We start from the raw sequence: 24955 nt of genomic DNA on the forward strand, positions 1-24955 counted from the left end.
TAAACACAAACAAAAATGAATACCAATAACTCAAATTTAAAAACAATGAAAATCAAATCTTTAAATTTTAATGCTATGAAAACAAGTAAATTTTTTATCAGTGCGCTTTTTTGCTTAACCCTTATGACATCTTGTGAGGATGATGATACTCCAATAATCATCAATGAAGAAGAGTTAATAACTGATGTCACCTTAACCTTCACTAATATAGCTGATGCTAGTGATACTATTGTTTTAGATAGTAATGCTCCAGATGGACAAGATGGCACATCTACAGAAGAGATTACAGGTTTCTTTACTGCTGGAGCAACCTATGCATTATCCTTAGAAATGCTTAACGGATCAGAAGATCCTGCAGAAGATATTTTAAACGACGATATTGTTGTTGAAGCAGATGAGCATTTCTTTACCTATGCTGTAAACGGTATCGACTTAGATATGACAAGAGATAGTGATGATGTTGAAGGGCCTAACGGTAGTAAATTAGGTCTTAACACAACTTGGGTAGCTGGTGCAGCTAGTAATGGAAATATTCAAATTGTATTAATCCATGAGCCTACATCTGTAGACGATTCTAACGGATTTGGTTCTGTAACTGGTGGGTCTCAAGATTTAAATCTTACGTTTACTGGTGTTGAAATTCAATAAGTAAATAACCATCTTAATTTCAAAAAAGGCTACTTTAACAGGTAGCCTTTTTTAATTACACCAATTAGAGTTCGTAAATTTGCACTATGACCGAAATTGATTTTGCCTTAAAACAAGAAAACGATACCGATAAAATTGAACTCGTTGGCACTGTACTTTGGAATAAAGCCAATGAAAAAGGGCATTTCACTAAACTATCTGAAGCCGAACAGACCTTCGTATTTATTGATATTTTTGAAAGTGAAATCAATAACAAAGGTTTGTTTGGTTTTTTTTATAATACCTCTGGAGCGTATGCACATGAAGCATTACAAGCTTTTCAAACGATAAAGGCTTTCCATACAGCAACCATTATAGACAAAGCCATTCGGGTTTTTAAAACATTACCAGTTGCCAAAGATATTTTAATGCGAAGGCAAGCTATAAAAGACGTACAAACAGAAGCACAAGATGTTTGGTCTGATCTCGAATTTCAACTTATTGCTTCCAAAGACCCAATTATTATGCTATTAATTGACTATATTGCAGCCCATAAAACAGATTTTGAATATTGATATATTTCTGCATAACTGATTCTGTTAAAGTTACATGTCTAAATTACCAAAAGCACACAAATTTATTGACCTTTCAGATTACGGCAGACCAGTTGCCAGAGTCATTTCAACCGCATTAAAAGACACAAAATATACTCCTGTAGATGTTACCATATGGTTTATTATCTCAGGACTCATTGCTGTGGCTTGCATTTTAAACGGTTATTATTGGTTCGCTGCCTTTTTTCTCATCTTTAAATCTATTTTAGATGCTGCTGATGGCGAATTAGCGCGTATTAAAGAAACACCTTCTTACACGGGTCGCTATTTAGATTCTGTTGCAGATATTATTCTTAATGCCATAATCTTTCTGTCCTTATGGTACATCACAGATGCTAATATTTGGTATACGATTCTGGCATTTTTAGGCATCCAATTACAAGGTACATTATACAACTATTACTACGTAATTTTAAGAAATCGATTTAATGGAGATACCACAAGTCGTGTATTTGAGGATAAAACTCCAATCGCTTTAAAAGGTGAAAAGCAAAAGAACGTCAATGTTTTATTTGGCATTTACAAAGTACTCTATGGAGGCTTTGATAAAACCATTTATTTCTTAGATCAAAGTGCTTCAAAAGGTAAAGTATTACCAAAATGGCTCATGACAGCTATTTCTACCTTTGGTTTAGGTTTTCAACTCTTAATCATTGCTATTATGCTAGTTGCAGGTTTAAAAGAGTTTATAATTCCGTTTTTTATAGGCTATTCTGTGATGATTTTTATTTTTATAGCGATTAGAAAATTACTTTAAGCGTTCAACCGCTTTTTCATTATTTTCACGTTTAAAAACATAAGTATAAAACCACATAAGAGTGAATGTTGGCAGCACATCTGCAAATGGTAAGGCTTCCTCAACGAAAGTAACGACAGCTGCAATTTTTCCTATTTTACCTTTATAAAGTTTAGTCATAAGCCACGCAGAAGCTGGTGCCCAGATAATATCTGAAAACTCACCTATGCCAGGTATTAAAAACGAGACATAACCTAAAGCATCAAACAAAATGCTGAGTCCTAATTTTTGGTATTTTTTCATGTTATTCTAATAAATTTTTCAGAAGCTTTAAAAAAAACTGAATGTAATATCAATTCAAACAAAGCAATAAGTATTCCAAAAGATAGGTACTGCCATATTCTCGGATTTAAAGAACGTCTACTGCATATATATTTAACGTTTAATTAAGAGCAGGACTTCCGTGAGCTATGTAGATTTGCACTGTGTAAAAATAGCACACCTAATTAACCGAATTAAAAACATAGCCTTTTCGATATCAAATACTTATGAACTTACGTTCTCTATTTCTTCTATTTACACTTCAGATACTTGTTACTCAAGTTTCGGCTCAAGCTAAGAAAAATCTTAATATCACAAGAGCTGAACGTGCACCTAAAATAGATGGAGTCTTAAACGAAGCGGTTTGGGCAGATGCAGAAATAGCCACAGATTTTGTGCAATTTAGACCTGAAATTGGAAATATTAGAGCAAAAAATCAACGTACCGAAGTTAAAATCACTTATGACGATAAGGCCATTTATATTGGTGCACATTTATATGATGATCCAGATTTAATTATGAAGCAACTAACTGCTCGTGATAATTTTGGACAAGCCGATTTTTTTGCCGTAGTATTGAATCCAAATAACGACTCTCAAAACGACACCAATTTTTTCGTATTTAGTTCAGGACAGCAAGCAGACGCCATTTCTAATCCGAGTATTGGAGAGGATTTTGGCTGGAATGCCGTTTGGCAAAGTTCAGTGAAAATTGTAGACGACGGCTGGGTTGTAGAAATAGAAATTCCTTATAGAACCTTGCGTTTTGAAGATCAAGAAAAACCAACTTGGGGTTTACAATTGCACAGACAATTTAGACGCGAACGCGCACAATACACATGGAATGCTATAGATCCTACGAAAGGGAATATTGGTCTTTATCATGGAGAACTCAAGGGTTTAGATGGTATTAAACCACCAATCCGATTAAATCTATATCCTTTTTCTACAGGGATATTAAATGATTTCAATGGAAATACCGATACCGATCTCACTTTTGGTATGGATGTTAAATACGGACTTACCGATAATTTTACACTCGATGCCACGTTGGTACCAGATTTTAGTCAGGCTGGCTTTGATAACGTGGTACTTAACCTTGGTCCTTTTGAACAGACCTTCAGAGAACAACGGCAATTTTTTACGGAAGGTGTTGATTTATTTTCTAAAGGAGGCTTATTCTTTTCGCGACGTATTGGAAATGCACCAAGTGGTTCCTTAAATTTAGATACGGACGAAGTAGGCAACGCACCAAGAGAGACAAAAGTACTAAACGCACTAAAAGTTTCTGGTAGAACTAAAGAAGGCCTTGGTATTGGATTTTTTAATGCCATTACCGAAAAAACAAGAGCAACCATAACAGATACAATAACTGGAGATCAAAGGACTACTGTTGTAGAACCATTAACAAACTACAATGTTTTAGTCGTCGATCAACAGTTTAATGGTAATTCTTCAGTTAGCTTAATAAATACCAATGTTACAAGAAATGGTGGGTTTAGAGATGGTAATGCGACTGCTGTAGTGGCCGATCTTATTAACAAACGTAATACGTACCGAATAAATACGGAATTACGAATGAGTAACGTCAACGACCAAAATTCAGAATTAGAAACTGGGTTTAGTAGTTTTCTCTTTGTTGGTAAAGTTCATGGTAATTTAAGATACAGTTTTGATCATCGCTTTGCAGATACTAAATATGATATTAACGATTTAGGTCTTAATCTTAGAAATAACCGAAATGATTTTGGATCTGACATTTCCTATGAAACCTTCGAGCCAAGCGGTAATTTTAATAGCTACAGAATTAATGGTTTTGTTAACTATCGTAGACTTGTTGATCCCAATGTGTTTTCGCAAATGAATTTTGGTGGAGGTTACAGAGCTTCTCTGCGATCACTCGATACATTCGGATTTAGATTAAATATTGAGCCTGGTAAACAATACGATTTTTTCGAATCGAGAGATGGCAGAGCCTTTATCTATGAAAATTTTGCAAGTACAGGTGGTTGGTTCTCATCTAACTACAATCGTGTGTTTGCCATAGATTTAAGAGCGAATGTCGGTGCACTTTTTGAAGATGGAAGAGATTTCTTTCGCTATGATTTTGAAATTGAACCACGCGTCAGAGTCAGTGATAAACTCTTATTAGTTTATGGCCTAAATTTCGATTTTAGAAATGGAGATCGTGGTTTTGCGACAAGAGAAAATGACGAACCCATTTTTGGTGAACGTAACAGACAACGAATCACCAACACGCTTTCTGGCAATTATAATTTTGATCCTTTCCATTCATTATCACTAAGTTTTAGACATTATTGGGATACGGTAGATTATGATACGGATCTGTTTACCTTATTAGATAATGGCCGTTTAACAACGGCTGCTGGCTACACTATTAATAATGTAAGCAATAATCCTAATATTAATTTTAGTACTTGGAATATTGATTTGAGTTATTCTTGGCAATTTGTACAAGGCAGTTTTTTAACTTTTTTGTATCGTAATCAGTTATTTAGTAATGATGAAAATGTACAAGATAACTTTAATGAGAGCTTAGATTTACTGTTTAACCAGCCAGTTCAAAATACCTTTTCACTGCGTTTACAATATTTTATAGATTTTAAAGGGATTCAGTCTGTATTTGGTAAAAACAAATCTGCCTCTTAGTATTGTAAAATCATACATTAAGTCTTATTTTCACAGCGTATGAATAAAACTGTTATTTCCGCAACACAGATTAAGAAAGCCTATAACGATCTTCAAGTTTTAAAAGGTGTTGATTTAAGCATTTTAGAGGGCGAAATTATTTCTATAGTTGGCGCTTCTGGTGCTGGTAAAACGACCTTACTTCAAATTTTAGGGACTTTAGATAAGCCAGATTATGAGTCAGACACCGCATTAGTCATCAACGATCAATCGATAAAAAGTCTTAATGACAAGGCCTTAGCGAAATTCAGAAATAAAAATATTGGTTTTATATTTCAGTTTCATCAGTTATTGCCAGAGTTTACAGCTTTAGAAAATGTCTGCATTCCTGCGTTTATAAATAACACACCAAAAGCAGAAGCCGAAAAACGCGCCATAGAATTGTTAGATTATTTAGGCTTAAAGGAACGGATTCACCACAAGCCCAACAGCATGTCTGGCGGAGAACAACAACGTGTTGCTGTAGCAAGAGCTCTAATCAATAGACCAAATATCATTTTTGCCGATGAACCTTCTGGTAATTTAGATAGCGAATCTGCCGAACAACTACATAATTTATTCTTCAAACTGAGAGATGAATTTAATCAGACCTTTGTGATTGTAACGCACAACCAAGAATTAGCCGCAATGGCAGACCGAAAACTGACTATGGTTGATGGTAAGATTATGATTTAAGCATTTTTTTTGAACATTGAAGCAACTAATAAACCATATCATTATAATTATGAGCATTTGGTCATTTTTTAAGGGAAATAGTCAGCATAATCACAAAAGTAATTATGATGAATTAACACCTGAATTAAAAATTGAAATCAAAAATCTACTTCAAAGCGATAAGGCAAAAGACTTTAACACTGAATATATTAGAACAACCAACCTAGAGAAAAAAATAATAACACAATACGGTTTCGAAGCGATTAAACTCATTTATGAACGCAGTAATAGTTCTAATTACTTTCAGCTTGGCGAGTTTCCAAAAGAATCCCCTTGGTTTTATTTAAATAATCACAATGTTGAAGGTTTTATAAAAACAAATTTTAAATCCATTTTAAAAAACATTCCAGACCTTATAGATGCAATGATAACGCGTTGTCAGTTTATATATGCAGAGAAAAAAGAAGACTGTTGGCAATTACATTATCTATTAGATATGAAACTCTATGATAATCGGGAATATTTTAAAATATATACAGGTAGAGCACCTATTCTAAATCCAAGTCCTAATACTAATTTAGCCAATTTTAAATGGAATATTCCAGAGGATTTAAAAACATTTTATACCATTCATGATGGATTTGGAGACATTTATGGTGCTAATTATATTATGTCAAATGCCGAAATAAAAATTATGGCAGAACTAATGAATCCTATTAGTAAAGAAAACAATACCAACCCAGAAGGTTATGAATTTAGTGACTTATTAGAATTCTTTCCCGATGGTTCTGGAAATGCGCAATGCTTTTACAAAAACAATAGCAACGCAACAGTCGATTGGGATCACGAAACATGGGAAATATCTGGAGAAACAAAATTTTTCCATTTTATAAACGAACGAATGGGAGAAATTGACGAAGAATAGTAACTAACTCTTCCGCAGCATCCTTAAAGTAAACCCACCCAAAAGTAAAATCACGACACCAATAATTCCCCAAAGCCAATAGCTATTTTCAAATAAAGGTGCTGCTTTTTTTAATTCAGACTTTATAATTACCTGCTCCTCGCCTATTTGCAATGCTTTTAGTTGTTCAGGTACTTTTGATTCAAATTTTACAATGTCATAATTAGGTATTCTATCTAAAGTTTTACCATAAACCAACATGTAATTTGCAGGTTCTGTAAACCGTCCAATAAGTTGAAATTGATATCCTTTTACAGCAACATCAGTAACAGATAAAGGTTGATTATCTCCATTATAAATAGTAATTTTTAAATGCTTTGCCACAGTACTCGTAAATTTAAACCGATTGGCTTCGAGCGAGTTTAAAGTGCCGCTTGTTATGGTTTTATATCGGTACTTCCATCCTTTTTCGGTTTGTACACTATCGCTTTTATATTCAATTTTTAAAGGTCTGTAATAATCAAATGTATTACTTACATCGATATCTAATTGACTTAATGGCAATGGCTCTTCTAATTCTAAATGAAGCGTTGTGGTTTTTAATTTTTTATCAGTTACGTTTTTTATGGTTTTAATCGGATGCGTTTGGTGATTCCCTTCGGTAAAATCGTGTTTAGAAAGTTGAGCCGTATTTAATTCTGGCTGTGCATCGTGCTTTACTAAAAGTCTGTAAAATCGGTATTTGGTTTCAGGAAAGTTGAGTTTGGTAAATTTAAAATTAGTCAATTCATTTTTAATAGAAAGTATTCTATATTCTTCAAGAATCGTGAACCATTCTTGTTGGTTTTGACTGCCTTGTAAATCAACTTTCCAATCAAAATTTTGGTCACTAAAATTCAAATTAATTTGATTGATACTTTCATTAGCATCTAGTTGAAAAGTGAAATAATAGCCATCAGCGCCTTTGGTTTTGTTGATAATAGCGAAAGGAATGGTTTTATGAACCACTTTTCCTAACAACTCATTCAGAAAATAAGGAGCTTGTATGGTATCTTTTTGAGGTGTAATACCAAATATTCTGATGTCAGAAAAATCGGTATTCAACTTTCCGAATACGGCATTTGGAATGGTGAGTTGATGCCACTCCTCATTAATATTACTTAAGGAACGCTTATAATTATACCTGTCTATTTGTGCCACACAAAACGTCGTAAAGCCAATAAAAAAGGCGATTAATAGTTTAGTCTTTAGCATCATCTGTGATCTGATTTTTGAATTTATTGTATAAAAATGAAATGATTAACAGCAACACACCAAGCGAAACAAAGACGATTGTTTTTGAAATGGTATTGAGGTGCGAAATGTCGTAAAGAAAGAGTTTTACTAAGGTAATACCGAAGAAAATAATGCCTCCAATGCGCAAATAGGCTTTGTCTTTCCAAATACCAAAGGCTATTAACAGGAATGCATAAACTCCCCAAAGTATGCTTAAACCAAGTTTGTAAGATTGATTGGAGTCAAACATATCCATCCAATGAATAAGTTCGCTGCTCAATACCCAAATAATGGAAACATGCAGTAAAATATCGCAAGCAATTTTGAAGCCTTTGGAAATGCCTTCACGCTTTATAAATCGATAACAGGTAAATAATGCCAAAGCTAAAAACACAAATGACACATAGCGTATGCCTAAATAAAAGCTATTCTGCGCAAAATATTCTGAAGGAGATAAATAACTTTCTCTTAATTCGCTAAGGACGTATAAACCTTGTACTAAAAATATAAAAATAGTAGCTACAGTAAGACCTATCGCAATCGTTTCTAGAATTTTATTTTTGATAAAAGACAGACTCACATAAGACAATAATGCCATAAACACTAATGAGTAATTAAGAACCCAAATGGTTTTAAGATCTTTTAAAGCGTAATTCTTAACCGTATTATTATAGTTGGTTTCACTAAGCGTTTCCACTGCTGTGGTATAGAATAATTGATCCCAATACATTTCAATTTCGAGTCTGAAAGCGTAGTAGGCACTAAACACAAATACAGCCGGAATGGCATAAGTGAAGAGTCGATTCCAAACAGAATCAGTCTTAAATGCAGATGGATAGGCTTCCTTTCTGCTCAACCAAACAATACTACCAAAAGCTGCCACAAATAAAAGTGAGGTGAGAAAATGAATATTGAAAATGGACGTCGTCGCATCTGCTATACCAACATCATAATAAGAACCGTAAGCGTTAGACCAATCTTCGAGAATACTCAGAAATGCTAATACCATTAATGGGTAAGACAATTTTTCGTAAACCGAAATCCCCTTAGTTCTACCCAACCAGAATAATAAAGCCGCCTCACTTACCCACAATAAAGTCACCCAGTTGCCATTTAATTGTACCGGAATCGTGATGGTGATAAATACCAATACCATCGCTGAGGCTAAGTAAAACAACTTTTTGTCGCCTAGTTTTAACTTGTAAAAAAGGACACTAACTATAAAATGAATAACGGCATTACCGAGTGTAAACAAGCCTAATAATTGCGAGCCTAAATCGTCACCAATTAAAATAGCATAGCCAAAGCCATAAAATATAAAGGAATTTAGCAGTAACAAAACCACATCACCAGAGTTAAAGGCTTCCTTCTTCAATAGTTTATAGGCAATAAATGTGATATAAAATATTAAGAAAAATACCGCTAAAAATGTGAGTCCTATCGTGTAATGTGCTTCTTGGTAATAATCGAAAAAGTACCAAAATGAAAAGATAAGCCATGTGAAAATAAAGGCGGAATAGTAAAGTGATTTCCAGTATTTTTTGAAGGATATAATTAAAATCCCAATATTAATAATGGCCATATAGCTGAACATGATTTCTACTTGACCAGAACCATCACTCAACAAAAATGGTACTGCGTAAGCACCTACCAAACCGATATGTGCAATAACTTGTCGGTTGTAACTTATGGCTGCAACGACGGTAAACGCAGTAAAAACAACCATGAGCACAAAGGTTAGTAATTGCGGAATAAGTTCGTAAAAGCTGTATGCAAAAAAGGTAATAAAATATAGGATAACGATGGCTCCACTGACTAAAACAGCACTGTACGATTCGTATTTCGGTTTGAGTTTAATACCAAAACTTAATAAGCCAATAGCTGTAAGATAGCCTAATATGATTCGAGTAAGTGGACTAATTAAATCATTTTCAATAGAATATTTAGCACCAATAGCGACACCAATAATGGTGATGACAATGCCTATTTTATTTAAGATATTTTCACCTATAAAAGCCTCTAAACTCGACTTTGTTTTAGGTGTTTTTGTAGCATAAACAGGTTCTGATTTGGGCTGAGCGTCATCTGGTTTCTGAGCTTCAAAAACAGGTTCTGGTTCTGGTTCTTTTACTTGTTCTTTTTCTTGTTCTTGTTCTAAAGACGCTTCAGTTTCAGGTAATATCTCAACAAGCGCTTCTTGTTCGATAGGTGACAACAGTTCTGGAGCATCTTCTTTAATCTCCTTAGAGGTTTCTAGACTTGTGCCAGATTGCAAACGGTACAATTCCTCCTTTAAACTAGTTATCTCGGAAGAAAATTCGGCTTGCTTCTTAAAAAGCAGCTCTAGTTTTTCAATCAACTTATTGATAATCTCTTGATTGTGTGCCATATGTTTTCAATTTGGTTGTCTTTTAATAACACAAAGACAAAGCTAAAATAGTTTTTAAAATTTTAATCGTCTCTTATCTCACATGAAGTTGTATTTTTATTTTGAAAACAGACGCAACCCTTTTACATTTTCTTCATCTTAGATTTATAAACTAAATCATTAATTTGAAAAATATATTCCTACTCGCAATTATTGCACTATGCTTCAATTCATGTGCTTCAATATTAAACGGCAGAAATACAGTCGTTAGAGTTCATGCACCAGAAAATACAACCGTTACCTATAATGATGAAACATTGGTTGTAGAACGAGACGAAACTAGAATTTTCCCAAAGCGATCAAAAGATTCACTACGGTTGACATTGCGTAACGATAGTATTACAACAGATTTTGCCTTTAAAAGAAAAGTTTCAGGCATGATATATGCAAATCTCTTTATGCCTTTCAATTACGGAGTAGGTACTTTAATAGATCTCACTAATCACAACCGATTTACATACCAACGTAATTTATATTTCAAAATAGATTCAACGACCCAAAGCTTTCAGACGATTACAGAAAAAATTGCACCATTTAAACAACATACTACCTTAGTTTACACCTCTCCTTTACTTGCCATAGATGTTTTTACACAGCCAATGGCATCTTTAGGAGTTGAGTACTTTCCGCTTGATAATTTTAGTGTTAGTGCTGAATATGCTAATGTTTATTCCGAACGACTTAGAGATAATATTGAAGACAAACTTGTTAAAAATAAAGGGCATGAATTTAGAACGGAGCTTAAATATTATAACATAGTAAGTGTCTTTAACGACCCTAGAGTTAATGAATATTTTGGATTAGAAGCACGTTTTATTAGAGAACAATTTAACGAAAATCTAGTTTACTCCATTGAAAACGATATGTTTGCTTTTACTGTACGTGAGCGCGTTGCCGTAAATAAAGCGGTCAATGTTTTTAATTTGAAATACGGCATCAATATTCCCATCGGAATTGGTTTGTTTTTAGATATCTATTCTGGCTTTGGATTTAGACAAATTGTATTTAAAAATTCTGATAATCAATTCAATCCAGCTACAGATATTATAAGACGCAGTAGTGATGATTTTTTTGGCATAGACGATCGTTATGTCGAAGACATTGACAATCGGGAATTATTCAATTTTTCCTTAGGGTTTAAGTTTGGTTATAAATTCTAACCCATTTGTTAAAATCTGTTGAAATAAAGTTGGTTTCACACTTCATAAAATAGTATTTTCGCTTAGAACTTGTGTTTCATTTTTTTGCTTTAACCCGAATCAAAATAACAAAAGCAATTATTATAACGAAGTTCTTGACCTAAATTTAAATGTTATGACAGTGACGGAGTTCGCACCGATAATAGAAGTTTTAGAAGAAGCTTACGAAATTCCACATCTTAATGCCACGCGAAAGATTTCGGCAGTATTACCACACGATTACTATACCACAGATAAACGCTATCCTGTACTCTATTTGCAAGATGGTCAGAATTTATTTAATCCGGCTGCACCTTATGGCGATTGGGCGATTGATAAATCCTTAGCAAAATTAGCAGAAGAAGGCAATGGAGATCTTATCATTATCGCCATAGATCATGGTAATGAGGAACGTATTAGTGAATATCTGCCCTATTACCATCCGCGTTTTGGTGAAGGTAAAGGCGATTTTTATATTCAGTTTATGATAGAAAAGTTGATTCCTTATATCAATTCGCATTATCGCACCTTAACTGATTTTGAACATACTGGTATTGGTGGCAGTTCCATGGGAGCTTTGATAAGTCTTCATGCAGGATTATCAAATCCAGGTGTTTTTGGCAAACTGATGATTTTTTCACCAAGTTTATGGATTTCTAACCGTATTTTCAAAAACACAAAATCGTTTAAACCCTTAGAAGAATCACGTATTTACTTATATTCTGGTGGACAAGAAAGTGCCGAACATTTACCTAATGCCAAACGTTTAGGCAGTATTATAAAAGAGAAAATGATTAGAGGTTATCATATCGATTTTCATTTCTCAATTAATGAACATGGCAGCCATGCCGAAATGCATTGGCGCGAAGAATTCCCAAAAGCCGTAAAATGGCTTTATTTTAATTCCTAATTTTTTTATGACGTACAAGCACATTAAAACCATAGACACTTCAAAAGATTTCATTCTACCTTGTAGAAAGGATCAATTAGAGCGTATCAAAGATTTTTTACCCATAGCCAAACCTGATTTTGATGGTAGTTTCTCTACTCATCAATTACTTTACGGTAAGGATGGTAACCGCATCTACCTTATTGGTTTAGGAAAAGAAAAACATAGTGCGCAGCTTGAAAAAACGTTTCAAAAATTAGCTTTTGAAACGCAGAAACATTGGGATAAAAACATGCAACTTTATGCTGAAGATTTAAACCAAGACGAACTTAAAAAAGCCATTATTGGATTAGAAATGGCACAGTATGAGATTGGCGAATTTAAATCTGAAAAAGAAAAAGGGATTAAAAGAACGGTTGCTGTCGCGTCTTCAAATGCCATTAAAAACATTTTAAACGAAGGCCATTACACAGGTGAAACTATTAATAGAATTAAAGCCTTAGTTGATGCACCACCAAATATTAAAACACCTGAATTTTTAGGAAAATGGGCAGAAAAATCAGCGAAAGATGCCGATTATAAATGTACCGTTTTAAAACACAAAGAACTGAAAAAACAAGGTTTTGAAGCCGTTTTATCCGTAGGAAAAGGCAGCGTCAACAAACCTGTGGTGATTATTAACGAATACACACCAAAAAAGAGTAAAAAAGTAGATATCTGCCTGGTTGGAAAAGGGATTACCTTCGATTCTGGTGGATTATCCATAAAACCATCTACCAACCTACATTACATGAAAAGTGATATGGGAGGTGCTGCTGTTGTTTTAGGCACAGTAGAATTGGTTGCAAAATTGAAACTCGATATTAATATTGTTGGTATCGTTTGCTCTGCAGAAAATGCAGTCGATTCAGAAAGTTACCGACCAGGAGACGTTATTGACTCCTACTCTGGTAAAACCATTGAAATTATTGATACAGATGCCGAAGGGCGTTTGGTTTTAGCTGATGGTTTAAGTTATGCTGTTAAACACATAAAACCGGAATACTTAATTGATTTAGCCACCTTAACAGGAAGTGTGGTAAGAACTTTAGGCTATGAAGCGGCTGGTATGTTTACACATAATAAAGTAATGGCAAGCACCATGTCTGATATTGGATATAAAGTTCACGAACGTGTTTGGCAATTACCAATGTTTGAAGAATATAAAAGCGATTTACATAGTGATATTGCAGATTTAAGAAATTTTAGTGGTAAGCCTTTGGCAGGAGCTACTAATGCTGCGCAATTCTTAGAATCTTTTATAGAAGATCATAAAAATTGGATGCACTTAGATATTGCAGGCGTTTCCTTTGGAAGTTCGCCTTATGCTAAGATGAAAAGTGCTTCTGGTTATGGTATTCAATTGATTACGGAATTTGTGAAGTCTAAAGCTGTTAAGTAGTTATTGGGTTATTGCGTTGTTAATTATTAGGGCTTTATTACTCATTAGCTCTTAGGTCTTAGCTCTTAGTTCTTAGGTCTTAGGTCTTAGGTCTTAAAATAGCACCAATAATTTGGTCGCTCAGATTCAATAACTGAATATTTTTAGTAACTTAATGATTTTTTTAAATAGTCAACTAACTAAGTCTTGATTCTTAGCTCTAGCAGCAAAGCGGTCTTAATTCTAAAAACATAACCATGTCCAACAAACCACTAAATTTCCTCTGTGTTTCCACTTACTTTAAAGGTGAAGATTTTTTAAAAAGCTGCAAAGCTGAAGGTCATAATGTCTATTTATTAACCAAAAAAAAGTACGATCAAGAACCTTGGCCTTGGGATTCTATTGATGATACCTTTTATATCGAAGAATGGAATCAAGACGATGTGGCAAAAGGCATTGCTTATAAATTCAGAACCATAAAATTCGATCGTTTTGTCGCACTCGATGATTTTGACGTGGAAAAAGTAGCACTACTCCGTGAACATTTTAGAATGCCTGGTATGGGACGCACCACAGCACATTACTTTAGAGATAAACTCGCTATGCGCATAAAAGCTGAAGCCGAAGGTGTTAATGTTCCAGAATTTACCGATTTATTCAATAACGATACAATTAATGACTATGCAGATCGTGTGAGTCCTCCTTGGTTAATAAAACCAAGAATGGAGGCTTCTGCGACTGGTATTAAAAAAATTCACTCAAAAGATGAATTATGGCAAGTCGTCAATGATTTAGGTGATGAACGCGATAATTATTTAGTTGAGAAATTTGCACCAGGTGATGTCTTTCATGTCGATGGTTTAAACGTGGATGGAAAAGTGGTTTTTGCCAGAGTCAGTAAGTATTTAGATACCCCTTTTGAAGTGGCTCATGGTGGAGGCATATTTAGATCCGCTTCTAGTAAAATTGGTTCTAAAATTGAAAAAGACCTTCAAAAAATGAACAAACAAGTGATGAAAGCCTTTGGAATGCAATTTGGAGCGTCGCACACCGAGTTTATACAATCTAAAGCCACAGGAGAACTCTTCTTTTTAGAAACATCATCGCGAGTTGGAGGTGCTAATTTAGCTGAAATGGTACAATATGCTTCAGGTATCAACCTTTGGGCAGAATGGGCAAAAGTAGAATCTGCCAACCTCAAAAAAACAGCTTACAAACTACCTAAAATAAATAATCAATATGCAGGTATCGTCGTCTCTTTAAGCCGATTCGAACATCCAGACACCTCGAGCTTTACAGATAAAGAAATTGCTTGGCGCATGGATAAAGCTTGGCATATTGGACTCATAGTTGTATCCGATTCTAGCGACCGTGTTTTGGAATTGTTAGATCAGTATACCGAACGTATTGGAAAGGAATTTCATGCAAGTTTGCCTGCGCCTGATAAATCGGAGTAAATAATTATCTTGTATAAATTTATAAGTTAGTATTTGGAATCAGACTTATTTCACTGTTCAATATCATTAAAATTCTTGTATTTCTTTTTTCGCCATTATTTCATCAATCTTTTCATTGACAATTAATAAAAGCTCGTCTATAGACGTATCGTTGGTATTAACGGGTTGACTCAATCCGTTATAAGGCCCATATTTGGTCATGTCTGTTACTGAAAACAAACCTAAGGTGGTGGCTTTGGAAGCACTTGACAAATGCATAATACCACTATCTGCTACTATTAATAATTTCATTTGGCCGGCTACTGCTGCGATTTCTCTAACATCATCACTGTAATACGATGTGGCTGCAAAATCGATTTGAGACACGTTTTCTTTTGGTAAAATTTCTATGATATTAAAACGGTCTTCGTACTGCGATTTTAGTTTGGTGTAACAGTCTTGCCACCATGATTTTGGGTAAAGTTTTGCACCTGTTGCAAAAGTAAAAATACCAATCGTTGGCTTTTCTGTATCCTCAAGTAAGGCATTTAAAACCTTTGCACCGTTAGCTTTTTCAATATCAGTAAGCTTTATATCTAAATTTGGCATTGTAGTTTCAGGTACGTCATGACCTATGAGTTTCATATACTGCCTAAAATTATAAACACTATTTTTAGCCATGTGCCTATAATCTTCAAAATGTAGATCGGGCTCAAGTGTACCGAATATTTTATACTTGGCGTTGGCCAAATAGGTTAAGATTTTACCAGATGACGATCCTTTATCACCATTGATAACCAAGTCATATTTTTTGGTTTTAACTGAAAAAAAGATTTTTAGATAGTTTCGTTTTTCTTTGAAGGGTTTTCTAGGTAATATTCTGATGTCATTTACATTTTGATATTCCTTAAAAACTATAGGTGCCAAACCTCCTTTAACAATCAGATCTATTTGGGCCTCTGGAAAGGTAGCTACCACGTCTTGTAGTAATGGAGTAAGTAACACTAAATTACCTAGTCTTTGATTAGGACGACAAATCAACACGTTTTTAATAACTGTTTTTTTAGTCCCTTTTACTTTTTTGTGATAATGAGATTTACCAATATTATCCGTGATTTTTGGCATGATGACTTTTCTATAATCATCTAGTTTTTTTAAAAGCATTGTTTTAAGGGTATATAAAAATGAAAGCTCAAAACGGATTTACCGCTATCTTACTATCGCCTAAATTAGCTAAATTTCTAAAGACAAAAAAATCGGAAATTGATACGAGTCGTATTACACTGACAATTAAGACAAATTTAGTTTTCTTTAAATCTCAAAAAAACCAGTGCTACCTCCTACCCAAGTTTTATCCTTATTGTACTTTACGCCTACCATTTCGCCTTTACTTAAACGCATCAAATTACTAACAATTTCAGTTTTATTAGTTTTTGAGTTATGCAAAAGCATCATTCTAATTTCGCATTTGGCTGGCACATCCATCGTTTCAATAACTGGTGCATAGGCTACTTTTTCTTGTAGTAAGTAGTTCGATTTATTAGAAATCTTATCAATCATGGCTTTAGTGACATGAATCTCTACTCCTGCTCCTGCAAATGAGTATAAAGGCTTTAAAACATAATTTTCTAAATCCGTTGGAATGTGCTCTAATTGATCTAAATAATAAGATTTTGGCACATAATCTCCTTTTAATAAAGGCATGGTATATTTACTAATTCGGTAAAACCAATTGGGATGACCAATCCATTGCGCATCTATTTCATCTTGAAAACTAAATTCTGTTTTAAGATCCGTACGCTGATGTAGTTCATCAAAAATAATACGATTGTATATTTTTAAAACGTCAATCTCATTGCCATTTTCATCTAAGTAAAAGAGTGTTTTTCCGCGCTTTTTCAAATTCGTAATACAAAGCACTTTTATACCAAGCTTGGCAGCTGTAGCATAAAAATCGATAGCTGTAGCTTGTAATTCGGGTTCTATTTCTAGTAAAATGACGTTTTTAGGATTCGTGTCTCCAACAATTTCCTGTTTGAGCAAGTCTAAATAATCAGTGGCAGTCATGCCATTTAAATGCTGCGAAAAATGCTCTGGAATCACATTACCAAAATGCTCACGGTACTTTCGTCCTAGTAATTCTTGAAAATAATACAAGGATGGAAAGCCTTGCAATTCAATTAACTTGGGAGTTAAATCTCCAGCTTCATCTTTACAAATTCCAAAATCTAACTGAATGAATTTTGAATGTTCATCTTCATTAGGAACAATCGTTGAAGCATCGAAAAAAGCACCATCCGTTAAAGCTTTAAAATTGGGTTTATTGATAACCGACATAATATCGTCACAAGCTTCAACCAATTTCTCTTTTAAGGCCTTTGGCAAAAACGCAGGTGTTTCTGCAATTTTAAACTTCACCTTATAATTAAATGACGTGTCAATATCTTTCAAAAAAGCGTCATACTTTTCATCTGAAAAATTACTATTGTACGCGTCTCTGATATGTTTTATCATCCTAACTTATGACATTAAAGGTTCCTTAATTTGAATAATAGCGTTCTCTATAAATTTTGGTAAAATGGTATTATAGGTACGCTCAATTTTTTCAGGATCATCGATACGATCCATCATTTCATTGTATTTTTCCTCACTAAAACTGTCGATCACTTTCTTCTTATTTTCCTCTTCACCAAAATAAGCCTCCATACTAACAGGCTCTGCTTCTGGATGAAACTGTGTGCCTACAAACTCATCAGAAAAACGAACGGCCATGATAGCACGCTCTAACTCTACGTGCGTTCTAATTTTTTCTTTACTTAATATGGTTGCACCATGACTTTTAAAAACTTTAAGATTGGGTTGAATTAACTGCCAATCGCGCGAATCAACCGCATAAAACGGATCGTCTAAACCATTTAAAATAAGATCATTATGTCCATCTTTTGTTTTATGAACTCTTAAAATTCCGAAAGATGTACTTCGTCTTGGTTTTAATTCTCCGAGTTTAAAATAATCGCAAATCACTTGAAATGAATAACAAATAAAGAAGACGGATTTCTTTTGATGATACGAAGTTTTGTTATAATCCCAAAGCTCTTGCATCAACTCGAGATACGGTTTGCGCCAAGCTCCTTCGTCTAATGGGCTTCCTGGTCCTCCGCTTGAAATATAAATATCAAATGAGGCATCCGGAATTTCTTGTTTTGCTCTAACATTGAAGATTTGAAAATCTACTTCGTTATGAAATAGGCTTACAATTTCTTTAATACAACGCAACCCTTGATTGGGTTCATCGTTATTCATGTCTAGAATAGCTAGTGTTAACTTCTCTTTCATTGTACTATATAAGTAGGTTTTTATAATCCTGAAATGGTTTGTTCTGTAATATAATCCACAACCTTAGTAAGGTCATTCGTTTGTTTAAAAATTTCTAATTGACGGTCTGCACCTGTGCCATTTTTAAGCATTTGGTGCATGTATTCTATTTCTTTACGCGAGCCTAAGTCATCTACGACATCATCAATAAAATCTAGTAATTCTAACATCAAAGATCTTGTTTCTACTTCACTTTCTTTGCCAAAATCAATCATTTTACCATCAATACCATAACGTCCTGCACGCCATTTATTTTCGTTAATTAACGCACGATGGTAATTCATAAAATTAAGATTATGCGTTCTTAAATCGTACAATTTAGCAACCAAAGCCTGGATAATCGCCGTGATACAAATGGTTTCATTTACGGTTAATGGCACATCACAAATCCGAACCTCTAAGGTTGGAAAAAAGGGATGCACTCTAATATCCCACCAAATTTTCTTTGGATTGTCTATGCAATTCGTCTTCACTAAAAGATTGACATAGTTTTCGTAGTGTGCATAATTTTCAAAAACACCTGGAATTCCTGTTCTTGGAAATTTATCAAACACCTTAGATCTAAAGGATTTAAAACCTGTATTTCTGCCTTCCCAAAATGGTGAATTTGTTGATAAAGCATATAAATGCGGTAAAAAATAACGCATGGCATTTACCAAATGTATCGCCATTTCTTTATCTGCCATCCCAACATGCACATGCAAGCCGAAAATTAAATTAGAACGTGCCGTGTCTTGTAATTCAGTTATAATTTCATCATAACGTGGGTTTGGTGTAATGCGCTGGTTTTCCCACTTTGAAAATGGATGTGTACCAGCTGCACCAATTTTAAAACCCAAATCGTTGGCAATTCCTGATATTGATTTTCGTAAATGCGAAATTTGTTCACGAGCATCTGTAATATCTTCGCAAATATTTGTGCCTACTTCTACAACCGCTTCATGCATTTCTGCTTTCACCTGATCATTAAGAAGTTTGGCTGCTTCGGTTACAATCCGTTGATCGTGAGAAATTAATTCTCTAGAAACAGGATCAATAATTTGATACTCTTCTTCAATACCTAAAGTAAACTTCATATATGAGAGGGAATTAGATTAAGCCTGACTATTAAAAAATAGTCAGGCTATTTTAGTCATCTATTTTTTAGCAGCTTTCTTAGTCACTGTAGCTTTTTTAGCTGGCGACTTTTTAGCAACGGTTTTTCCTTTGGTCTTTGCAGCTTTAGCGGAGACCGACTTCACTGGTGCTTTCTTTGCTGGAGTCTTTTTTACAACTGCTTTTGTTGCTGTTGCTTCTTTAGCCGCTACCATTTTAACAGGAGTCTTTTTTGCCGCTACTTTTTTAATTGCTGGCTTCTTAGCAACCGCTTTTGTTACTGGTGCTTTTCCTTTGGTCTTCTTAGCTTTAGAAACAGACTTGGTTTTAGCTTTTGGCGCAGCCATTTGGTCGGTTACAAAAGTTCCCCAAGTTAGGTTCATTTTGCCTTTTTTGTATTGTTTTGCTTTCGCAATAGCCATATCTGCTGCATTCTCAACAATCCAATCAAAATTATCTTGTCCTACAGAATGAATATCTGCATCTGGCGCAGGATTACAAAAATCAATCGCGTAAGGCACACCATCTCTAACAGCAAACTCAACCGTATTAAAATCGTAGCCCAAAGCTTTGTTTAATTTAATACAATAGCTTTCAACTAAATCTAAAATTTTCTTATCCACAGGAGGACCATCTAAAACATAACGCAAATGATGCGGATTTCTCGGCTCGTACTGCATAATATGTATTTGATCCGTACCTAAAGCGTAACATCTAAAATACTCCGTAAAGTTAATTTCTTCTTGAAGCATCATCACTAAATTCTCAGTTTCACCATGTTTTGCCCATAAATCTTCAGGACTTTCAACACGGTAAACACTTTTCCAACCTCCACCATCGTGTGGTTTCATGTAAGCAGGAAAACCGATAGTTTTAAACATTTTTTCCCAATCAAATGGAAACTTCATGTTTCTAAAAGAATTTTCATCCGTACCTTCTGGTCTATGCGATGATGGTAAAATGAAGGTTTTTGGCACAGGAACACCAATAGATTCTGCTAAAGCGTTATTAAAAAACTTTTCGTCAGCACTCCACCAAAATGGATTATTAATCACAGCGGTTCCTGTAATCGCTGCATTTTTTAAATAAGCTCTATAAAAAGGAACATCTTGAGAAATTCTATCAATAATAACAGCGTACTCATCAGATTTTGCTTGCTCAACCGTATCAATTGAAACGGCTTCTGCCATCATATTCTTGATACCTTGTGCTTTAATTTTTTCGTTAACTCTGTCAATAAATGCCCAAGGGAATGTATCTTCTTGACCGAATAATATACCTATTTTTCTCATGCTAAAGTAAATTAGTTAGTTGGTTTAATTAAGTGTTCGTTTATAATTTTGATAAGTAATGTGGAAACATTTTGTTCCATAGTGGCCAATCGTGCTCAGCCCATTTATGCTCATCATACCAGAAAGGTATGTTTTTTTCCGATAAAATACTAGCCATTTTTTTATTAGCGTCTAAACAAATATCCCATTCGCCTACTCCAAGGACAATCTTCATGTTCCATAAATCCGGATGATCTGCTCCTGGTAAAAAATCTACAGGATTATTAAAAAACACGTTATCGTCGTAATGGCCGTCTACAAACGATTTGATATCAAAAGAACCGCTCATACTGAACATATGGCTTACACGTTCTGGATGTCTAAACGCAAAATTTGCCGCTTGGTAGCCACCAAAACTTGGACCAGCAACGCAAACTTTTTGCAAGCCTTTTTCTGTGCTGATTTTATTGACGATTTCATTCATAATAAATTCATCATAAACGGCATGATTTTGTGCACGTTGCGCAGGATGAATATTTTTATTATACCAACTTAATTCGTTGATACTATCCGGACAATAAATCTGCACCAAACCTTGCTCTACAAACCATCTGGCTGATTCTACTAATCCCATATCTCTGCATTCGTTATGTTTTCCCATGGTGGTAGGAAATAAAACCACTGGATAACCAGCATGTCCAAAAACAAGCATTTCAATATCCTTACTTAATGTTGGCGAATACCATTTGAAGTGTTCTTCTTTCATGTATTTATAAACGATTGTTAAATTTAAGCTAGCAAAAGTACACTATTCGGAAGAATAAATGATGTTTTTGTTATTGACAACTAAGCGTTTACAAATTAAATAGGATCAAAAAATCAAACTCTAGTCATCACTTTTAATACTGATTATAAAAAGAAGCCTTAATGTTGATCGTATTTCTAAAGATTAAACATAAAAATGTGTAAAAATTTAGCATATCCGTAAAAATTATCAAAGCGCACTATTTGATAAATTCAGGCTAAAACTTATTAACTTTTTTGATAAAAACCTGTTCACATTAAACTCCTTTCAAGACTTTATTAAACCCACAAAACCTTTAATTTTGTAATAAGATAAATACTTTACACATGACTTACAGAACAGAAAAAGATACCATGGGCGAGGTTAATGTCCCTGCTGACAAACTTTGGGGAGCGCAAACAGAGCGTTCTCGTAATAATTTTAAAATTGGTGCTTCGGCATCCATGCCTTTAGAAATTGTTTATGGCTTTGCCTATCTTAAAAAAGCAGCTGCCTACACCAATTGCGAACTCGGTGTTTTAGCTAAAGAAAAGCGCGATTTAATTGCCCAAGTTTGTGATGAAATTTTAGAAGGCCAACACAACGACCAATTTCCGTTAGTCATTTGGCAAACGGGTTCTGGCACACAGAGTAATATGAATGTTAATGAAGTGGTGGCTAACAGAGCACATCAAATTGCAGGACAAGTCATTGGTGAAGGCGAAAAAACCATTCAACCTAACGATGATGTTAATAAATCGCAATCGTCCAACGATACCTTTCCAACAGGTATGCATATTGCTGCTTACAAAAAAGTAGTGGAAACGACGATTCCTGGAGTGATTCAATTACGAAACACCTTACATAAAAAATCAATTGAATTTAAAAATGTAGTTAAAATTGGTCGTACACATTTAATGGATGCGACTCCATTAACGTTGGGACAGGAATTTTCGGGTTATGTTTCGCAATTAGACCATGGTTTAAAAGCTTTAGAAGCAACACTTTCACATTTAAGTGAATTGGCTTTAGGCGGAACAGCTGTTGGCACAGGACTTAACACACCAGAAGGTTACGATGTTTTAGTGGCAAAATATATTGCAGAGTTTACAGACTTGCCTTTTATAACCGCAGAAAATAAATTTGAAGCTTTAGCTGCACACGATGCCATTGTGGAAACACATGGAGCTTTAAAATTATTAGCCGTCTCTTTAAATAAAATTGCTAATGATATTAGAATGATGGCTTCTGGTCCACGTTCGGGAATTGGTGAAATTATCATTCCAGCAAACGAGCCAGGAAGTTCTATTATGCCAGGTAAAGTCAACCCAACTCAATGTGAAGCCTTAACCATGGTTTGCGCACAAGTTATGGGTAACGATGTGGCAATTTCTGTAGGTGGCACACAAGGGCATTATGAACTTAATGTTTTTAAACCAATGATGGCTGCAAATATTTTACAATCTGCACAACTCATAGGTGATGCTTGCATAAGTTTTGATGAACATTGTGCTAGTGGTATTGAACCTAACCATCAAGTAATTAAAGAATTGTTAAACAACTCTTTAATGTTGGTTACCGCGTTAAACACAAAAATTGGCTATTATAAAGCGGCTGAAATTGCCAATACAGCCCACAAAAATGGTACGACTTTAAAAGAAGAAGCCGTGAATTTAGGTTATGTTTCCGCCGAAGATTATGACGAATGGGTAAAACCAGAAAATATGGTGGGTAGTTTAAAATAACGACAAAACGCTTAAAATATTCGACGAAATACGATTTAAAGAAGATTTTGCCTATATTTACACTAATTAATTCAAATTTAAAAGCATACCTATGAAACAAAAACTACTTTTCGCATTTACGCTATTGAGCTGTTTTGCATTTGCCCAGACCACATTTTTACCAAAAGTTGGTATTAATACAAGTACAGGAGATGCACCTTACACCATTGCAGCCGACTTAATTGATGGTGATGCTTTACCAGACCTACTAATTGGCACGTATTTAGGCAATACCATGGAATGGTACAAAAACAATGGTGATGGTACGTTTACAATTCAACCTTTAATTGCAAATACCTTAACTGGTATTGGTGGTTTAAAGTTAGTAGATTTAAATGCTGATGGTTTTTTAGACATCTTGGCTACCGCTTATGGTAGTGATCATTTAGCATGGTTTCCTAACGATGGGCTAGGAAATTTTACAACAGAGAATATCATATCAAGCACCATATTAGGAGCTTCAGGAGTTGCCTTAGGTGATATTAACAACGATACATTTATTGATATTGCTGTAACTGCTTACGACGGTAATGAAGTCGTTTGGTTTTCAAATGATGGTACAGGAACGTTTACTTTAGAAACTGTAAAGATTGATGATAGTTTAAGCGCACCAGGCGTTGTAAATTTAAGCGATATAGATGGTGATGGTGATTTAGATGCTTTAGTAGCAACAGCTGTTTATGGTGGTGATGTTCTTGAAATTTTTAGAAATAATTTAATTCAAGGTGGTACTGTAGCTTTTACAAAAGATCCAACATCTGTAGCAACCGGAAAAGTAGGTTTGTTTAATGCAAGCTTTGAAGATTTAGATGGAGATTCAAATTTAGATATTTTGGCAACCGAAGTCTCTTTTGGAGGCGGACCAACTGGAAATTTATATTGGTACGAAGATAATGGTGCAGGTTTTACTGAAACCGTATTTACAACATCTATAAACAACCCGTCTGTTGCGCAATTTAGAGATTTAGATAACGATGGTTTAAATGATATTGTTTTAAGTAGTGGGACTAGTGGATCTGGTAACGATTTAGTTTGGTTTAAAAATAATGGTGGTGGAGATTTTGATCCTGAAGTGGTTATTGACGCTACACAAAGCCAGACCTTTGTTTATGCCATTACTGACTTTGATGCAGATGGTGATTTAGATATTGCGAGTTGTGCTTACAATCAAGATGATTTGAATTATTTTGAAAACCAAAAGATTGTACTTAGCTTATCTGATAATGAATTAAGTCAAATTTCAATACATCCAAATCCTGCAAATAATCATATTTACTTTACAGGTTTTAACGATTCAATTGATATTGAAATCTATGATATTTTAGGAAAGCAAATGCTAACTAAATCTGTAAATGTTTCAGATCGTGTTGATATTTCTAACCTTGTCAGTGGCATTTACCTTCTAAAAATTAATGATTCAATCACTATGAAATTACTTAAAAATTAGAAGATTTCA

At 34.4% G+C, this 24955-nt stretch carries 21 protein-coding genes; 12 read left to right on the forward strand and 9 right to left on the reverse strand.

Annotated features, from left to right (window positions below; translation table 11 throughout):
* The first annotated feature begins 75 nt into the window (after positions 1–75).
* From AB8B52_RS09185 to AB8B52_RS09195, 3 genes are all read left to right on the forward strand, one after another.
* Positions 76–648, forward strand: a complete 573-nt coding sequence (locus AB8B52_RS09185) for a type 1 periplasmic binding fold superfamily protein (RefSeq protein ID WP_406027358.1) — start codon at positions 76–78, stop codon at positions 646–648.
* Positions 649–734: 86 nt separating this feature from the next.
* Complete coding sequence (locus AB8B52_RS09190; protein ID WP_406027360.1) at positions 735–1202, forward strand: DUF4375 domain-containing protein; 468 nt, start codon at positions 735–737, stop codon at positions 1200–1202.
* 34 nt (positions 1203–1236) lie between these two features.
* The gene (locus AB8B52_RS09195; protein ID WP_406027362.1) at positions 1237–1998 is read left to right on the forward strand and encodes a CDP-alcohol phosphatidyltransferase family protein; all 762 of its coding nucleotides are present in this window, start codon (positions 1237–1239) and stop codon (positions 1996–1998) included.
* Here AB8B52_RS09195 and AB8B52_RS09200 read toward each other — a convergent pair.
* Positions 1990–2280: a hypothetical protein gene (locus tag AB8B52_RS09200; protein WP_406027364.1), complete on the reverse strand. Its 291-nt coding sequence runs from the start codon at positions 2278–2280 to the stop codon at positions 1990–1992. The two genes, AB8B52_RS09195 and AB8B52_RS09200, sit on opposite strands and share 9 nt — an antisense overlap.
* A 245-nt stretch (positions 2281–2525) precedes the next feature.
* Between AB8B52_RS09200 and AB8B52_RS09205 the strand changes: the two genes are divergently transcribed.
* The 3 genes from AB8B52_RS09205 to AB8B52_RS09215 are packed head-to-tail and all read left to right on the forward strand — an operon-like array spanning position 2526 to position 6585.
* A complete protein-coding gene (locus tag AB8B52_RS09205; RefSeq protein ID WP_406027365.1) occupies positions 2526–4967 on the forward strand; it encodes a DUF5916 domain-containing protein in 2442 nt (813 codons plus the stop codon).
* A 39-nt stretch (positions 4968–5006) separates the two neighbouring features.
* Complete coding sequence (locus AB8B52_RS09210) at positions 5007–5681, forward strand: ABC transporter ATP-binding protein (RefSeq protein ID WP_406027367.1); 675 nt, start codon at positions 5007–5009, stop codon at positions 5679–5681.
* 49 nt (positions 5682–5730) lie between these two features.
* Positions 5731–6585 (forward strand): SMI1/KNR4 family protein, encoded by an 855-nt coding sequence (locus AB8B52_RS09215; RefSeq protein ID WP_406027369.1) that lies wholly within the window; start codon positions 5731–5733, stop codon positions 6583–6585.
* 3 nt (positions 6586–6588) lie between these two features.
* On the opposite strand, the gene AB8B52_RS09220 is transcribed toward AB8B52_RS09215, so the two are convergent.
* A complete protein-coding gene (locus AB8B52_RS09220) occupies positions 6589–7818 on the reverse strand; it encodes a DUF3999 family protein (RefSeq protein ID WP_406027371.1) in 1230 nt (409 codons plus the stop codon).
* Positions 7805–10228, reverse strand: coding sequence for a DUF2339 domain-containing protein (locus AB8B52_RS09225; protein WP_406027373.1), 2424 nt, complete (start codon positions 10226–10228; stop codon positions 7805–7807). The genes AB8B52_RS09220 and AB8B52_RS09225 overlap by 14 nt, the downstream gene beginning before the upstream one ends.
* A 164-nt stretch (positions 10229–10392) precedes the next feature.
* Between AB8B52_RS09225 and AB8B52_RS09230 the strand changes: the two genes are divergently transcribed.
* From AB8B52_RS09230 to AB8B52_RS09245, 4 genes are all read left to right on the forward strand, one after another.
* Positions 10393–11427 carry a hypothetical protein gene (locus AB8B52_RS09230; protein WP_406027374.1) on the forward strand — a complete coding sequence of 345 codons (1035 nt, stop codon included), beginning with the start codon at positions 10393–10395 and terminating at the stop codon, positions 11425–11427.
* A 154-nt stretch (positions 11428–11581) separates the two neighbouring features.
* Positions 11582–12355 (forward strand): alpha/beta hydrolase, encoded by a 774-nt coding sequence (locus AB8B52_RS09235; protein ID WP_406027376.1) that lies wholly within the window; start codon positions 11582–11584, stop codon positions 12353–12355.
* Between the two features lie 7 nt (positions 12356–12362).
* Positions 12363–13775, forward strand: a complete 1413-nt coding sequence (locus tag AB8B52_RS09240; protein WP_406027378.1) for a leucyl aminopeptidase family protein — start codon at positions 12363–12365, stop codon at positions 13773–13775.
* 236 nt (positions 13776–14011) lie between these two features.
* Positions 14012–15211: an acetyl-CoA carboxylase biotin carboxylase subunit family protein gene (locus tag AB8B52_RS09245; RefSeq protein ID WP_406027380.1), complete on the forward strand. Its 1200-nt coding sequence runs from the start codon at positions 14012–14014 to the stop codon at positions 15209–15211.
* A 66-nt stretch (positions 15212–15277) separates the two neighbouring features.
* Here AB8B52_RS09245 and AB8B52_RS09250 read toward each other — a convergent pair whose 3' ends face one another.
* The 6 genes from AB8B52_RS09250 to AB8B52_RS09275 form a co-directional block, all read right to left on the reverse strand.
* Positions 15278–16354, reverse strand: coding sequence for a glycosyltransferase family 9 protein (locus tag AB8B52_RS09250; RefSeq protein WP_406027381.1), 1077 nt, complete (start codon positions 16352–16354; stop codon positions 15278–15280).
* A 147-nt stretch (positions 16355–16501) separates the two neighbouring features.
* Positions 16502–17704: a hypothetical protein gene (locus AB8B52_RS09255; protein ID WP_406027383.1), complete on the reverse strand. Its 1203-nt coding sequence runs from the start codon at positions 17702–17704 to the stop codon at positions 16502–16504.
* A 6-nt stretch (positions 17705–17710) separates the two neighbouring features.
* Positions 17711–18526, reverse strand: coding sequence for a type 1 glutamine amidotransferase (locus tag AB8B52_RS09260; RefSeq protein ID WP_406027385.1), 816 nt, complete (start codon positions 18524–18526; stop codon positions 17711–17713).
* A 20-nt stretch (positions 18527–18546) separates the two neighbouring features.
* Positions 18547–19641 (reverse strand): carboxylate-amine ligase, encoded by a 1095-nt coding sequence (locus tag AB8B52_RS09265; RefSeq protein ID WP_406027387.1) that lies wholly within the window; start codon positions 19639–19641, stop codon positions 18547–18549.
* Positions 19642–19701: 60 nt separating this feature from the next.
* Complete coding sequence (locus AB8B52_RS09270; protein WP_406027389.1) at positions 19702–20952, reverse strand: hypothetical protein; 1251 nt, start codon at positions 20950–20952, stop codon at positions 19702–19704.
* Positions 20953–20992: 40 nt separating this feature from the next.
* Positions 20993–21697 (reverse strand): esterase family protein, encoded by a 705-nt coding sequence (locus tag AB8B52_RS09275; RefSeq protein ID WP_406027391.1) that lies wholly within the window; start codon positions 21695–21697, stop codon positions 20993–20995.
* A gap of 365 nt (positions 21698–22062) precedes the next feature.
* On the opposite strand from AB8B52_RS09275, the gene fumC reads away from it, so the two are divergent.
* Together fumC and AB8B52_RS09285 are read left to right on the forward strand one after the other, a co-directional pair.
* Positions 22063–23460 (forward strand): class II fumarate hydratase, encoded by a 1398-nt coding sequence (gene fumC / locus AB8B52_RS09280; RefSeq protein ID WP_406027393.1) that lies wholly within the window; start codon positions 22063–22065, stop codon positions 23458–23460.
* A gap of 91 nt (positions 23461–23551) precedes the next feature.
* Positions 23552–24946 (forward strand): T9SS type A sorting domain-containing protein, encoded by a 1395-nt coding sequence (locus AB8B52_RS09285; protein WP_406027395.1) that lies wholly within the window; start codon positions 23552–23554, stop codon positions 24944–24946.
* Positions 24947–24955: the final 9 nt, after the last annotated feature.

Origin of the sequence: Winogradskyella sp., assembly GCF_045105575.1 — a bacterium.
Taxonomy (GTDB): Bacteria; Bacteroidota; Bacteroidia; order Flavobacteriales; family Flavobacteriaceae; genus Winogradskyella.